The 14,127-nt window shown below is 68.7% G+C and carries 13 protein-coding genes and 2 pseudogenes; 9 read left to right on the forward strand and 6 right to left on the reverse strand.

What is annotated here, in order from left to right; all coding sequences use genetic code 11:
• The first annotated feature begins 106 nt into the window (after positions 1–106).
• From ACFYYB_RS32915 to ACFYYB_RS32925, 3 genes are all read left to right on the forward strand, one after another.
• On the forward strand, positions 107–541 hold the full coding sequence (locus tag ACFYYB_RS32915; RefSeq protein ID WP_389440086.1) for an Hsp20/alpha crystallin family protein: 435 nt from the start codon (positions 107–109) through the stop codon (positions 539–541).
• 113 nt (positions 542–654) lie between these two features.
• Entirely contained in the window at positions 655–1,050 is a 396-nt protein-coding gene (locus ACFYYB_RS32920; RefSeq protein ID WP_389440088.1) for a DUF2267 domain-containing protein, read from the forward strand.
• 96 nt (positions 1,051–1,146) lie between these two features.
• Positions 1,147–1,554: a DUF2267 domain-containing protein gene (locus ACFYYB_RS32925; RefSeq protein WP_389440090.1), complete on the forward strand. Its 408-nt coding sequence runs from the start codon at positions 1,147–1,149 to the stop codon at positions 1,552–1,554.
• Between the two features lie 144 nt (positions 1,555–1,698).
• Here the strand turns inward: ACFYYB_RS32925 and ACFYYB_RS32930 are convergent, their stop codons facing one another.
• The 4 genes from ACFYYB_RS32930 to ACFYYB_RS32945 all read right to left on the reverse strand — a co-directional run bounded on the left by ACFYYB_RS32930 (position 1,699) and on the right by ACFYYB_RS32945 (position 4,648).
• On the reverse strand, positions 1,699–2,055 hold the full coding sequence (locus ACFYYB_RS32930) for an STAS domain-containing protein (RefSeq protein ID WP_389440092.1): 357 nt from the start codon (positions 2,053–2,055) through the stop codon (positions 1,699–1,701).
• A 6-nt stretch (positions 2,056–2,061) separates the two neighbouring features.
• A complete protein-coding gene (locus ACFYYB_RS32935) occupies positions 2,062–3,351 on the reverse strand; it encodes a PP2C family protein-serine/threonine phosphatase (RefSeq protein ID WP_389440094.1) in 1,290 nt (429 codons plus the stop codon).
• On the reverse strand, positions 3,351–4,154 hold the full coding sequence (locus ACFYYB_RS32940) for an alpha/beta fold hydrolase (protein WP_389440096.1): 804 nt from the start codon (positions 4,152–4,154) through the stop codon (positions 3,351–3,353). The genes ACFYYB_RS32935 and ACFYYB_RS32940 overlap by 1 nt, the downstream gene beginning before the upstream one ends.
• Positions 4,155–4,255: 101 nt before the next feature.
• Positions 4,256–4,648, reverse strand: a complete 393-nt coding sequence (locus tag ACFYYB_RS32945; RefSeq protein ID WP_389440098.1) for an ATP-binding protein — start codon at positions 4,646–4,648, stop codon at positions 4,256–4,258.
• Between the two features lie 898 nt (positions 4,649–5,546).
• On the opposite strand from ACFYYB_RS32945, the pseudogene ACFYYB_RS32950 reads away from it, so the two are divergent.
• A pseudogene (locus ACFYYB_RS32950) lies at positions 5,547–5,884 on the forward strand (MerR family transcriptional regulator).
• Positions 5,885–6,602: 718 nt separating this feature from the next.
• Here the strand turns inward: ACFYYB_RS32950 and ACFYYB_RS32955 are convergent.
• A complete protein-coding gene (locus ACFYYB_RS32955) occupies positions 6,603–7,076 on the reverse strand; it encodes an ATP-binding protein (protein WP_389440100.1) in 474 nt (157 codons plus the stop codon).
• A gap of 182 nt (positions 7,077–7,258) precedes the next feature.
• On the opposite strand from ACFYYB_RS32955, the pseudogene ACFYYB_RS32960 reads away from it, so the two are divergent.
• From ACFYYB_RS32960 to ACFYYB_RS32970, 3 genes and pseudogenes are all read left to right on the forward strand, one after another.
• Positions 7,259–7,575, forward strand: a pseudogene (locus tag ACFYYB_RS32960) (DUF664 domain-containing protein); the annotation flags it as partial.
• 324 nt (positions 7,576–7,899) lie between these two features.
• Positions 7,900–8,427, forward strand: a complete 528-nt coding sequence (locus ACFYYB_RS32965) for a hypothetical protein (protein WP_389440102.1) — start codon at positions 7,900–7,902, stop codon at positions 8,425–8,427.
• A 254-nt stretch (positions 8,428–8,681) separates the two neighbouring features.
• The gene (locus tag ACFYYB_RS32970; protein WP_389440595.1) at positions 8,682–9,257 is read left to right on the forward strand and encodes a hypothetical protein; all 576 of its coding nucleotides are present in this window, start codon (positions 8,682–8,684) and stop codon (positions 9,255–9,257) included.
• A gap of 111 nt (positions 9,258–9,368) precedes the next feature.
• Here ACFYYB_RS32970 and ACFYYB_RS32975 read toward each other — a convergent pair whose 3' ends face one another.
• Entirely contained in the window at positions 9,369–9,662 is a 294-nt protein-coding gene (locus ACFYYB_RS32975; protein WP_389440104.1) for a hypothetical protein, read from the reverse strand.
• A gap of 371 nt (positions 9,663–10,033) precedes the next feature.
• On the opposite strand from ACFYYB_RS32975, the gene ACFYYB_RS32980 reads away from it, so the two are divergent.
• Both ACFYYB_RS32980 and ACFYYB_RS32985 read left to right on the forward strand, forming a co-directional pair.
• Positions 10,034–10,255 (forward strand): hypothetical protein, encoded by a 222-nt coding sequence (locus ACFYYB_RS32980; RefSeq protein ID WP_389440106.1) that lies wholly within the window; start codon positions 10,034–10,036, stop codon positions 10,253–10,255.
• A gap of 473 nt (positions 10,256–10,728) precedes the next feature.
• Positions 10,729–13,662, forward strand: a complete 2,934-nt coding sequence (locus ACFYYB_RS32985; RefSeq protein WP_389440108.1) for a hypothetical protein — start codon at positions 10,729–10,731, stop codon at positions 13,660–13,662.
• Positions 13,663–14,127 lie beyond the last annotated feature (465 nt).

Below are 14,127 nucleotides of genomic sequence, written 5' to 3' on the forward strand. Positions count from 1 at the left end.
CCTCCAGGTGACATCCTGCTTGTCATCGTTTAGATGACATGTTACAACGGATGCACGTTGAAGCGCATTGGCAGTTTCTGCCTGAACCAACTGGAGGTGTTTCGCGATGTTGATGCGCACTGACCCGTTCCGCGAGATGGACCGGATCGTCCAGCAGCTGTCCGGCACGTCCGGCACGTGGTCGAAGCCGTCCGTGATGCCGATGGACGCCTACCGCGAGGGCGAGGAGTACGTGATCGCCTTCGACCTCCCCGGAGTGAGCACCGAGGCGATCGACATCGACGTCGAGCGGAACATGCTGACCGTGAAGGCCGAGCGCCGCCCGGTCGCGAAGGCCGACGGCATGAAGATGGAGCTCTCCGAGCGGCCCCTGGGTGTCTTCTCCCGCCAGATCATGCTGGCCGACACCCTCGACACCGAGCGCATCGCAGCCGACTACGACGCGGGTGTCCTGACCCTGCGGATCCCGATCGCCGAGCGCGCCAAGCCCCGCAAGATCAGCATCGGCGGCGAGTCCGGCCGCAAGCAGATCTCCGGCTGACCCTCCGCACCAGCCGACAGCGGAGGGCGGGGAGCCCCGATTCCCCCCTCCGGCACCCCGCCCTCCGCACCCCCCCTCTTTGACCCTTCACTCCTCTTCTCGGAGGTGACGTGATGTCGATGCGCAGGGAAGCGTTCCTGGCCCATGTCCAGGAACGAGGCGAGTACGAGAACACGGAAGAAGCCGACCGCGTTGCCCGCGTCGTCCTGGCACTGCTGGGCGCCCACCTCGTCGGCACCGTCCGCGCCGACCTCGCCGCCCGCCTCCCCGAAACGTACGCCCTGATCCTCCTCAACCCCCTCCAAGCCGCCGAACCCCTCTCCCCTGAGCGGTTCGTCCGCGCGACCGCGGCCTGGATCGAGGGCGCCACGGAGAAGACGGCCTTGTGGGACATCGGCGCTGTCCTGTCCACCGCGGCCGCCGCCGCGGGCGACGTCCTCACCCGCGAGGTCCTGCTCCAGCTCCCGCCCGGATACGACCTCCTCTTCGGCCACCCCCAGCCCACCTGACCGCACACCACAGCCGAGCCCCCGCCCCGACTTGATGGAGAAAGGCCAGCCCCCGTCATGTACGCCCAGACCAGTCCGGAACGCTCCCTGACGGCCATGACATACGACCAGCTCCTCGAACGTGTCCGTTACGAGGGCGTCTACCCCACCCGCGAACGCGCCGCGGAAGTCGTCCACCATGTCCTGGCGGCCCTCGGTCGCCAGCTCACCGGCGACGAGCGCTTCGACCTCGCCCAGCGTCTGCCCGTCGAGGCCGCTCTCACCCTGTCCGCGCAGATCCCGGATACCGAGCACCTCACCGGCTGGGGCTTCGTCAAGAACCTTGCCGCCCGTACCGGAGCCACCCCCGCCACCGCCCGTTGGGACACCGGCGCCGTCCTCGCCGCCGTCGCCCGCCTCGCAGGCCCCGACCTCCTCGCCCGCATCCTGCGCCGCCTCCCCGGCGGATACGCCCTCCTCTTCGGCCAGGCCGAACTACTCCAGCTCCAGCCGGCTTCCGCCTGACCCCTATGAACCGGGTTCTGGCTCGACCTGAGCCAGAACCCGTTCTCGTGAACGGAGCCACCCCAACGACCAGCTCGAAACGGAGCTGCTTCCGGACCGTCAGGTCCTTCCGAAGGGTCGACTACTGGCCGGGGCCGGGCCGGGTCAGCAGGCGGCGGAGCTGCGGGGGGTCGTGGCCGTCGAGGTGTCAGGGTGCATGGTGAAGACGCGGTCGAGGCCGACGATGCGCAGGATGCGGGCGGTGTTGTCGGGGACCGAGGCCAGGGCCATGGCGGCGTCCTGCTCGGTGGCCCTGTTGCGGGCTGCCAGCAGGGCGCTGATGCCGCTGGAGTCGCAGAACTCCAGACGGGCCAGGTCCACTACCAGGAGTTGCCCTGCGGGAACGATCAGGGCGTCTACCGCTGTGCGGAGTTCGGGTGCGGTGGCGTAATCGAGGTCACCGGTGATCTCCAGTACGGGACCAGTGGCGGCGTCTCGGAGGGCGATCGTCAGCGGGCTCATCAGGTCTCACTCCGCGGTGGGAAGGGCGGGCACGCCGAGGGCGAGCAGCGCGGTGTCGTCGTCGAGTCCGTCGCCGAACCCGGTCAGGAGTTTGGTCAGGGAGGTGATCAGCGCCTGCGGGCCGGCAGGCGGCAGGCCGGTGGTGAATGTGTGCAGGGCGTCCTCACCGTAGAGCTGGCGATCGGGTCCGGTGCGGGCTTCGGTGAGGCCGTCGGTGTAGAGGAGCAGGGTGTCGCCGGGTAGCAGGCGGGTGCGGGCGTCGGTGAACTGGACCTCGGGCAGAACGCCGATGAGCATCCCTCCGGGGGTGGGGAGGTAGTCGGCGCTGCCGTCGGCACGCTGGATCAGCGCGGAGGGGTGTCCTCCGGAGGCCAGGTGAACTTCCACATGATCGCTGCCCGGTTCCAGGGTGCCGAAGATGGCGGTGCAGTAGCGGGCGTCGCCGCTGGAGTACCGCTCGTGGAGGACCGTGTTCAAGGTGGTCAGCACGGTGACGGGGGCAGGGTCGTGGAGGGCGGCGGCGCGCAGGGTGTAGCGGGTGAGCGAGGTGACCGCTGCGGCCTGGGGGCCTTTGCCGCAGACGTCGCCGAGGAAGAACGCCCACCGGCCGGTGTCCAGGGGGAACAGGTCGTAGAAGTCTCCGCCGAGCAGGTCCGGCGAGGCGGTGTGGTAATAGGAAGCGGCATCCAGCCCCGGCACCGCCGGCAGCTGGGCGGGCAGCAGGTTCTGCTGGAGGACGGCCAGGGCTTCCTGGAGCCGTTCACGGTCGGCCTCCGCCTCACGGCGCGCGGCTTCGGCCTCACGTTGGGCTTCCTCGGCGGCCTGGCGGCCGCGCAGTAGCTCTACCTCGTAGGCGCGGCGGTCTCGGGCGTCGAAGACGGTGGTGCGGATCAGCAGCGGTTCGCCCTCGTCGCTGGTCTTCACCTTCGAGGTGACCAGCACCGGCATCCTCTGCTTGCCGGCCGCCTTGATATCTAGGGCGATACCGCTGATCTCGCCGTGCATCTGCAGCATCGGGGCGAAGTGCGTCTCGTGGTAGAGCTTGCCGCCCACCGTGAGCAGGTCAGTGAACCGCATCCGCCCCACCACTTGGGAACGCTCCAGCCCCAGCCAGTCCAGCAGAGTGGTGTTGATCTTCGCGATGGTGCCGTCCGTCAGCGTCGACAGATACCCGCACGGCGCCTGCTCGTACAGCTCCTCGGCGCTGTCCTCCAGCAGCGCGGTGAACGCCGCGTTGGTGGCGTCCACGTCCTGCTCCTCATCCGGTCCGGGCGCCGCCTGGTCGGTGCGGCACATCAGCGGGCCGCTCCGATGAAGTCGATGACCGCCTCCGCGGTGGCCTCCGGTGCGCTCAGCTGCGGGCAGTGACCCGTCGCCTCAAGGGTCACCAGCCGGCTGCCGGGGATCGCGGCGTGGACATAGGCGCCGACCTCGCGCGGGGCAATCACGTCCTGCCGGCACTCCAGTACCAGCGTCGGCACCGTCACCGTCTTCAGGTCCTGGCGGCTGTCGGACAGGAACGTCGTACGCGCGAAGACGCGGGCCATATCGGGGTCGGTCGCGCAGAACGACGCAGTCAGCTCCTCGCCGAGTTCGGGCCGGTCCGCGTTGCCCATGATGACCGGGGCCATCGCCGCCGACCAGCCCAGATAGTTCGAATCCAGCGACTCCAGCAGTTCGCCGATGTCCTCGGCGCTGAATCCGCCCCGGTAGTCCTCGTCGTCGATGTACCGGGGCGAGGGGGCCACCATCACCAGCCGGGAGATCCGCTCCGGCGCCTTCGCGGCTGCGAGCACGCCGACCATTGCGCTGACCGAATGCCCCACGAACGTCACGTCCCGCAGGCCCAGCTCCTCGCAGATTTCCAGCACATCTGCTGCGTAGCCGTCCAGGGAGCCGTAACGGCTCTCGTCCCACGCCGAGAGGTCCGCCCGGCCCGAGCCCACGTAGTCGAAGAGCACCACCCGGTAGCTCGCCGTCAGGGAAGGGGCCATCAGGCGCCACATGTTCTGGTCGCAGCCGAACCCGTGCGCCAACACGACCACGGGCCCGTCTGGGCGGCCGGTGACGGTGACGTTGTTCCTGCGACGGATATCCATACACGCCAGTTTCCCATCCCTCCCCGCGCCCCCGGCAGGGGCCCGGCGCCGCGCTGCCTCCTGCGGCTTCCTCGTGGCAGGTCCGAGATCACATGGGGGCTCTATCGGGGGAGGAGGGCGCGGACGGTCTTGCCGCCTTCGGGACCGGGCGTGACGACGACGTGGTGGGCGAGGTCGTTGACCATGTGCCAGCCGAATCCACCCGTCCCCTCCAGGAGGTCGGGAGTCCGCGCCCGCGGCATCCTCGGGCTGGGATCCTCCACGGCGACCTCGATGGCGCCGGGGCGGGCGGCGAGGCGCAGGGTGTAGGCGCCGCCACCGTGGCGCAGGGCATTCGTCACGAGCTCGGAAACGACCAGGACGACCGTATCGGCCTGCTCCCGGCCGATGGCCGGCTGCCCGAGGGCTGCGAGGAATGCCCGGGCGGCCCGGCGTGCCTCGGCCACGGCGGACAGAGGGCGAAGGGCTGTCGGCTCGGCGTGCATCGTGGTCATCGCGCGCTCCGTTCTGTTGTCGGTGTCCGGCCCTGCCTGCCCGGTCGTTGTGCCCGCGCCCGCAACAGTTCAACCCGACCGCACTCGATTACCTCCGAGACGCGCACACGAAAATCTGTGATGGCTGGAGTAGACATTGCGCTGTGACGTGGTTATGGTTTCTCTCGTGACCCAGTGAAGAAGGGCCCGGCAGGGACGAACTGCCGGGCAGCAGTACCCGCAGTTGCAGTGCGCAGGACGGTGCGGTGGTGGAGTCCCGGAGCCAAGTGGGTTGCATGGCGGCGACGGGACTGACGACCGGACCGGGTGGCCCGCAGTGATCAGGGGCCGCCGCAGGCATTACCGCAGTGAACGCAGTGATGCAGTACCCGCAGGTGAATGTGGTTCGCAGTACCCAGCAGTGAAGTAAGCGAGCGGTACCTCGGTGAGCGCGTCGAAGTATGGGCGCACCCACCGGGAGGTTCGGCAGTGGGGTTCTAAGCCAGAGCAGTTGCAGGACGGGCGACGGGGCTGGCTGCCGGAGCGTGGCGCTCGGACAGGCCACGAGCAGTACCAGCAGTGCGCAGTACCAGTAGTTGAGTGGAGTAGTACCCGCAGTTCGCAGTACCAGCAGTTCCCAGTGGTATGTAGTTGATCATCCGAGGGATGAACGGAGGGATTGGGCGCCATCAGGATCGCCCGGGCCGGCAGGTTGAAGCCTGGGTACCGCAGGACATCGAGATATGAGGTGGTCTCCGGTCAAGCAACCGCGATCCCCGCGAATCCCGTCCCCGATCGGACGGGCCAGCGGAAACAGAAGGCCGGCGCAGTTCCAGGGCCGGCAGATGGTGTAGTCAGTTCCTTCGGGGCCCTGGTGCCATAGGCACCAGGGCCCCTCCGCGTTCCAGAAGGAGGTGCGATGACCACAGACGACTCCTTCGGCCGTCTCGATGACGACGACTACCCCGCCTACACCATGGGCAGGGCCGCAGAACTGCTCGGCACCACCCAGGCCTTCCTCCGCACCATCGGAGACGCCCGCCTCACCACCCCGCTGCGCGCTCCACCGGCGGCCACCGCCGCTACTCCCGCTACCAGCTGCGCATCGCCGCCCGCGCCCGCGAGCTCGTCGACCAGGGCACGCCTATCGAAGCCGCATGCCGGATCGTCATCCTCGAAGACCAGCTCGAGGAGGCCCACCGCATCAACGCCGAGGCCCGCACCGCGGCCGCTGCGGTCCCCAAGGACATGGGCTGAGACCGTGTGGTCGTCGTTGCTCCGTTGCCAAGATGCGGCGGGGACGCAACGGAGCTCAGTTCCCTGGTGACGGTGGTGGCGTCTGGCTGCTGTGGCCGTCCTTCTGCGCTTGCGGCAGCGTCTTTATGAGGACATTCCCTGCTGGCCGAATCTCTGGGGGTGATGTCTTCGCTGCTCCTGTCCTGGCCGGTCCGGTTGTCGCGACCGATCAGGCTTGTTCCTGGGGACAGACCTCGGCCAAGAGCTCCAGAAGATGGGCGGTCACCAGCTCAGGCTCGCCCCGCCGTACCCAGGTGTAGACGGCAAGCCGCGATGCGGCGTCGGAATGCCGCAGAACGTACCCGTCCACCAGCCCACGCGAGCGGGACTGCCGTACATGGATCTGCCGGGGCTTTACGTCCCCTTCAGCCAGGACCTCGACGACCTGACGCTCCGGGCCATCCCGGAACTGGTACACCCAGCACGTCCGCATGCGGACCATTGTTTCCGGCACTCTCGGCCGCCGGGCGCCCGACACCCTCCGGCCCGCGCCGGACCACCGTCCTGGGGCTCGCGGCCACCGGACAGATGCCCCGATGGCCAGGGGCGCCCGGCCCCTCGGTTACCAGGAGGTCCTCCTGCGGCCTTCCCCTGACCGGGAGGGGAATCGCACACCAGAAACAGGGCGCGACCGGGTGGCGCGCTCCCCGCTTGTACGGCGAGAGCCTGGTCGGCAGCGTCAGGCAATACGGCCGGCTGGATGCCCGCCGGGGTCGTCGGCCAGCCCTATGGTCACTTTCACCCGCTTGCCCACCGGCTCGCGGCGCACCTCGAAACTGCGGCACACCGCCATCGCGATCTCCAGGCCGTGCCGCCCGATCCGGCCCGCGTCAGCCGGGCTTGCCGCGGGCAGCTGCGCGTCGGTGTCCCACACGCTGATCTCCACGGCGCCGTCGCGGACCTCCAGGTCCACCAGGCACGGCCCGGGCGCGTATTTGTAGGCGTTGGTCACCAGCTCGCTGACCACCAGCTCCACCATGCTCATCGCACGGTCCGACACCGGAATCCCGTGCTCGGCCTGTACCGCGGTCATGAAACCGCGGGCACAACGCCTGGCCCCGGCGATCGGCTCACTGCCGTCCAAGGCCATCGACGCCACGATCGGACGGCCGACCAGCGACTCGCACTCGTCTTGGGGCACCACAGCAGCCATACGTCACCCTCATCCTGAGCAAGCCACACGCGGCTGCTTCCAGCCTGATGCCCCCAAACGCTAGCCATATTCGGGAATACAGAACGAAGATCTGACCGCCTGGTGACGCGGAACAGCAGTACGGCTCCCAGCTCCCCCTCACCTGAGGGGGCGTACTGCTCGGGACAGGTGCCGGGTCGGTACGTGACCAGATCGTCGGGTTCTATCGCGCGTGTGGGAGCTCTCGGACGCGACGATCAGCGAGCTTGCCCTCGATGCCTCCGGCCCACGCGCCCTGGTGGTCGGAGCCTTCTCCCAAGACGAACCCGTTCGCCATCATGGTCCATGTCCTCGGCGAGACCATCCGCATGCCGGGCACGCCGACATCCTGCGCGAGGGCGTAGACGGCCGGACCGGGATGCGCGCCGCAAACGAGCAGCCGGTCGACGAGGAAGCCCGCGCAGCCTACTCCGCGAAGACCGAGCAAGCCGCCAGGACGGCCGCATCAACCATGGCTTAGGCCAGCGCTGCCTACGGGCTCAGGGGGTGAGCGTCGGGCTCCGCGGCGAACTCGCCCAGGGGTGTCCACGTCTGCAGCACACGCCTGGCCCGTCGGTCTCCCGGATGAGCCGGACAACCGCGGCCTGGCCTCCGTACAGCCCGACCCATCGCTGGTAGATACACCGCGGGGTGAGAAGGAGGTCGACGCCGCCGGTGGCACGAACCTACTAATGATCAATGGCCTGGGGAACTGCTCTCTTTTGAGCGACGCCGCATCATGCCGGTCGAGCCGGTGAAGGTAGGTTGACCACCAGTTGGCTCGAGGTCGCGGAGAGGAGCTGCTGTGACAGAGATCGAGGTCCCGGGGCCTGAGCCCGACTGGCAGCCTGCCACACGGCCGCCGTACTACACCGGGAAGAATCCCGCCTCCCAGTACAGCGTCTGGGAGCACTCCGCTCCGCTGTTCCAGATGATCGGAGCGCTGGCGCTGCCGGTGCAACCCGTGGCTCAGCGGCTACGTCTGCACGTGGAGCGGTCGTGGGACGGGCTGGACGAGCTCGATGTCGTTCTGTTCCGGCTGGAGGGTTTCAGCTTCGCGATCAGCAAGCACGATGGCAATCCGCTGGGCGTTTCGTATGTCTGGCTCACTCAGCCGCACGAGCGAGCAGACAAGGCCCTGGACACCCTTCTGGACGTCGTCGGGATCGAGGAGGACTCCGTCACGTTCCGCGGAGACGCTCACGATTTCCGAGCAGAGCGGATCGCCACACGAGAGACCGGCTCACCTGGCGAAGTTCCCAGCGGCACCTTGCCGATCTCTCTGTGGGCACGGCTCCGCAGTGCCGTCGGCATGACGTCAGCCACTTCGTAAGTACCCTCCACGCTTGACAGCGGGCGCTGGTGACAGCGGCCAAGATCTTTTCCCCGCGTACGGCCAGCGGTTCCCCGCTCGCGGTCCCCACCGGTGGCGAGTCGCACTCCCCGACGTAGAGGGACTAGTCACGCACCGTCACGGGAGTGGAGCGTCACGCCTTCTCCTTGGCAATCATCGAGACGGGCGCGGCGTGTGAGGCTCACCAAGGAAACCGGCCTGCGTTCGGGCGGGCCGACCGGCAATATGACGGGATGCCGGATCTGTTGTGGGATGACGTCAGGAACTTCTTCGACCCTGACCTGATGGGTGCTCTGCCGGACGTGTGCGTGCCTGACGCCTCGGCCGCCGACTGGGAGGCCGTGTTCGACCTGATCCGATCGAGCGGATGGACGTGGGAGTACTCGGAGGGCGGAGTCGCCGGGCCGCTGCCGTCCGCCGCAGAGGTGCTGTCACGTCCCGCCGATGCCGACACCGTCGAGCTGCGGGTCTGGCCGGTCCCGGACGTGCTGGCGATCTTCCGCCCGATGTCCGCCGACGAGATCGACTTTGACGTCGACCTCAACGAGCTGCAGGGCCAGGCCGGGGTGGACACTCTGTGCGACTTCTTGCGGGCGATCGGCCGGCGGCTCGGCAAGCCGGTGGTCATGACCGGTGAAGGCGACTACGCGAATCCGGTGCTCGGCTTCGACCCCACTGCCGACTGCGTGGTGCTGCTGGCAGATCCTCGGCTCATCGAGTTGGCCGGCCCCCCTGCGGGCCACCTGGACTCGGACGAAGCAACGTGCGCGGCCGAAGTCACGGAGCCGAACCCTGGTCAACCACAGTGATCACTTTCATGGTCGGTTGACTCCCCATCAGGTGGCCGCAAGGCGGGGAGATTCAACTGGCCACCGACAGTCGGGAATCAGTCAGCAATGTTGGGGGTCCTCCGACCTTGCTCAGCCGGTGAGCCTGATCTTGACCTGGTGGTTGTGCTCGGTATGCCAGATGACCTCGCCCGACACTCGCATCCCCACCAGAGGAAGGGTTTCGCATGGGGGCATAGCGATGACCTCGGCCAAGCCAATCGCCTCGGGATGACCGTCGAGGCGGATGAAGACACCGAAGGGTTGGCGCCCGATGACTTCACCAGCGACGCGAGTTCCGACCGGCAGTTCGGCAGCCGTACGGTCCCATGCGGTCCGGGCTCGGGCAGCGATCTGGGGGTAGTCGGGCCAGGAGTACTCGCTCATGGGTTGATGATGGCAGGTGCCTCGCGCACGCGTCAGGAGGGCTGAACTGTTCCGCGATGGTCGGCGCTGACGGCTGCTGAACCGGGGGCAAGCCGCAGGACGGCCTGCTGGAGCTCAGGCGTTCCCTGCATCTGTTTCATGGGGTTCAGCCGACATTGAACCTTCGGCGAAGCGGATGTGGAGCATCGTGATGGACGACATGGTCAGCCAGGTGCCGTGGTGGTCAAGGAATGAGCGCCATGACTCCGTGGGTCTAAGGCCCTGCATGTAGTGGTCCTGGATCCTTCGATAGGTGTCCTCGGACATGTGGGAGCGCGGGGCGGGCCGCGCATCGGTGGACTGCGGACTGGGACAACCCCGACACCCTGGCCTTGGCCGCGATCCACCTCGCCGACGGCCGCACCCTGCTCGCCTCCGGCGACCGGAGCGGCGTCCGCATCTGGGACCCCCTGACCGGCGAACTCCGGCACACCCTGCTCACCGGCGCCCCCGTCCACGCCTTGGCCGTCGGCACCGGCCCGACGGGCCCGGCCCTCCACGTCCACGGCCCGTCCGGCCTGGCGATACTGACGCTGGATCAGCGAGTGCTGTGACCGGCCGCGCCCTTGCCGTGCCAGGCCTGTCGGGCCGGCCGTACAGTGTGTCGGCCATGTGGGTGTCACATGGCCGACATCGCTCCGGGGGGAACGAGATGTTCAACTCCGCGCGCTCGCGCGCACGGTTCAGATCCGCGAGAACGCTACTGGTCCCCGCTCTGCTGGCGGCGCTGCTGACGTCCGTCGTCCCGGCCGGGAACGCGTTCGCCGCGACGCCACCACCGGCCACCACGGGCACGAGCGCGGTATCCGCAACCGCACTCACACCCGTTCCCGCGCCGCGGGCTGATCTGGTGCAGCGCCCTGCGAGGCCGGTCCGCGCGGACAAGGCCCCAGAGTCGGGACCGGCCCCGGCAGGGCCGGCCGCCGAACCCTGCGCGCCCCTCGCGCTCGCGCCGCTCGGCGATCCCGGGAGCGCGGTCGGCAGCGCCACGATCGAGCCCCGGGGTAGCGCCTGCTTCACGGTCGTCGTGACGAAGCGGGGCCTGCACCGGCTCCTCGTCTCCGACCAGCACGCCTACCCTTCGGTGAAGTCCGGTGGGAAGCAGGTCGACTGCGAGGCACCGCAGGGCTCCTGGTGCGAGCTCGCGGCCGGAACCTACACGCTCACGGTCTCCAACACCGGCTGGGCCACCATCACGAACCGGGTCACCCTCGTCCCGCTGATGGCCGCTCCCGGATGTCCGGCCGTCGCCGGCACCCGCTACGACTCCGCTCCGACCACGGGACTCGCGGCGGACCGCGTGCGCATCATCTGCTACACGTTCGCCGCCACTGCCGGCGAGCGGATCTCCACCGATTTCCGGCTGACCGAGTACGGAGACTACTGGCACTGGATCACCGACGGCACCGGCAAGCGCATCTGCGACAGGGCCGAGTGCGTCCTGCCCGCCGGAGTGGGCGGCTACCGCATCCTTGCCGAGGTTCGCAGCGGAGAGTTCCCCGCCGCGTACAGCCTGAAGGTCCGGCGCCTGTCGAACCCCGAGGGCTGCGTGCCGGTCACCCAGACCGCCTACGGCTCCGCGCCCGCGCAGGCCGCCCCCCAGACCGCGTGCAGGACGTTCACCCCGACCGTGACCGGCCGCTACGACGCGGACAGTCTCGATGCCGAGGGCCGCGTCTCCGGCATCGCGGTGCACGCGGCGGACGGCTCCGCGGTCTGCGCGAACGGTCAGGACTGCCCGCTCGCCGCCGGCGTTCCGTACACCCTGCTCACGGATGGCGCCGTGCGGATCCTCTCCCGGACCGCCACGGAGAGCTGCGAGAACGGGGTCGTGCTCGCGCGTGACCACAAGGGCACGTTCGCCGCCTCCGGTGAGGTCGATTGCCTCAACCTGCCGGTACCCCGAGGTGCCCACATCGCCGCCCTGTCCGACGGCGCCGCATCGATCACCATCGTCGACGCCAAGGGGGCCACCTTCTGCGAGCGCGAGAACGTCCTTAATGAGGGCACCTGTGTCCTGGGCGGCACGGCCCCGTACCGCGCCCTCGTCTCCAAGACCGACCCGTACGACAAGGAGGACGTCTACCGTCTCGTCGTGCACCGCACGGACGCGCCCAGTGCCTGCCGGACCTTCCTGCCCGGCGACTTCTCGGGGAAGCCGGCCCGGATGAGCGTGAAGACCGGCACGGAAGTCTTCGCCGACTGCCTGACCATTCCGGCCGGCGACCACTCCGCGCACGAGATCGTCCAGATCCAGCGGATCTCGGGCGACCCGGACGCCCGCGTCAGCATCCTCGACGAGAAGGGCAAGCAGGTCTGCTCCCTCAGCGCGGACTACGGCTCCTTCTCCACCTGCCCCCTGACGCCCAAGGCCGCACACAGCGTCCTCGTCCGGAGCCAGAACCTGCCCGCCGAGTTCGCCCTGACCCGCCTCGACGTCACCTCCACCGCGCGCGGCTGCCTCCCGACCGCGGCCACAGCGGTGGGCGGCCCGTCCACCAGAGGCGTGCCGGCCAAACCGGGCACGTTCCTGTGCCACCAAGTAGCCACGACCGACGCCACGGACACCCTGCACCTCAACGTCCGTGACACGCAGGGCTCCGCCCGGCTCCTGGCGTACACGGCGAACGGCGACGGCGTCTGCGACTACTTCGACGCGGGCTGCGCCGCCACCGGCTCCGCCCGCTACCAGGTCCTCATCCAGGTCCAGGAGGACAAGACCGCGGCATCCGCCTACCACCTCGACGCCCTGCGCATCGGCACGGCGGCCGGGCCCGCCCCCGAATGCGTCAAGGTCCCGAACGTCAGCTACGGATTCGGTCCCCTGACCGCCACCCTGAGTGAGAAGAAGACGGCGATCTGCGCCGTGCTCCCGACGGTGACAGGGGACTACTTCGACCTGCGGTTCACGCCTGCCGGGACCTTCGAGCAGTCGCCGACGCCCTGGCTGTACGACCGAGCCGGACTGAAGAACGGCTGCGGTGGTTTGTACTCCAGCGAGGGCGAGACCTACGAGTGCTCTCTCCCGAACGCCTCCCCGAAGGCCTCCCGGCCGAGCACGCTCGTGATCGGCCTGCCGGAGAACCCCGCGAAGGCTTCCACCGCGGTACGGGCCGAAGCGACGTGCACCATGTCCCTCTGCGGTCGGGAGGACCTGACCATCGGCACGGTGGGGCCGTCCACGGTAGGCCGGGGCAAGGTCACCATGACCGTCACGGGCACCGCTCTGCGTGAGGACACCGTGGTCGAGTTGGCCAACGACACCTTCAGCGTCCGCTCGACGACCGTCTCCGTCGCTTCCGACCGGCGCAGCTTGACGGTCGCCCTGGACGCCTCGAAGGCCCCGCTCGGACGGCTGTCCGTGAGCGTGCACACAAGCGGCTTGGAGTACGGCAAGGGCTCGGTCACGGTGGTCGCTCCGATCCGTTCCACCGCCGCCCCGACCGTGAAGGGCACCGCGGTCGTCGGCGGCAAGGTGACGGCGACGACCGGCTCCTGGTCCCCGGCCGCCGACTCCCACACCTACCAATGGCAGGCCGACGGGAAGACCATCGCCGGAGCCACGGCAGCCTCGTACACCCTGCCCTCCACGCTCCAGGGCAAGAAACTCACCGTGGTCGTGACCGCCCGCAAGGCGGGGCACCCGAAGGTGAAGGCCAGCAGCGCAGCCGTGCTCGTCAAGGGGGCCGCACCCAAGGCGACGAAGGCCCCGTCCATCACGGGAACGGCCAAGGTCGGCAGTGTGCTGACCCTTAGCCGCGGAACCTGGACCCCGGCCCCGACCTCGTACGACTACCAGTGGTACGCGGACGGAAAGGCCATTACCGGCGCCACCCGGACCACCTTCACCCCGGCCAGCGCGCAGCGCGGCAAGCGGATCACCGTGAAGGTGACGGCCCATCGGACCGGCCACCTGGCCGGCACCGCGACGAGCGGCGCACGGGGGCCGGTCACCGGTTGACCCCCTCCGCTCGAGGGAAATGCCCCACGAGGCAGCCGAACAGGCCGCCACGTGGGGCATTTTCGTCAGACGACGTACGAGCAACTCTTGCTGACCGCGACATTCCGCCTACTCCAGATAGAGGGCTGCTCAGCGGGGGAGTCGGCGAGTCATCTCGTCGCGGTCATCGAAATCGAAGTTCCAGGCGGGGGTCAACTTCGGGAAGCGGATGGTGCGTGGGCTCGTGGGGAGCTGATCACCGGTCGCCGCGATGTGTGCGTTCCAGGTCGTGACCAGTACGACCTCGCCCTCCAGATGGTTGACCGCCCACTAAACCCGGCGGTCAACCACTACAGCCCCAAATTAGGCAGTCACCCTCAGGCTGTGGGATTCAAGTTCAAACCCTGCCACTCCGTTGACTGCCCGAGAAATTCCCACAGTAACTCTGGAACAAGCAACCAGTGACGCGCTGGAACCGCCACTCAA

Origin of the sequence: Streptomyces sp. NPDC002886 (assembly GCF_042888445.1) — a bacterium.
GTDB lineage: Bacteria > Actinomycetota > Actinomycetes > Streptomycetales > Streptomycetaceae > Streptomyces.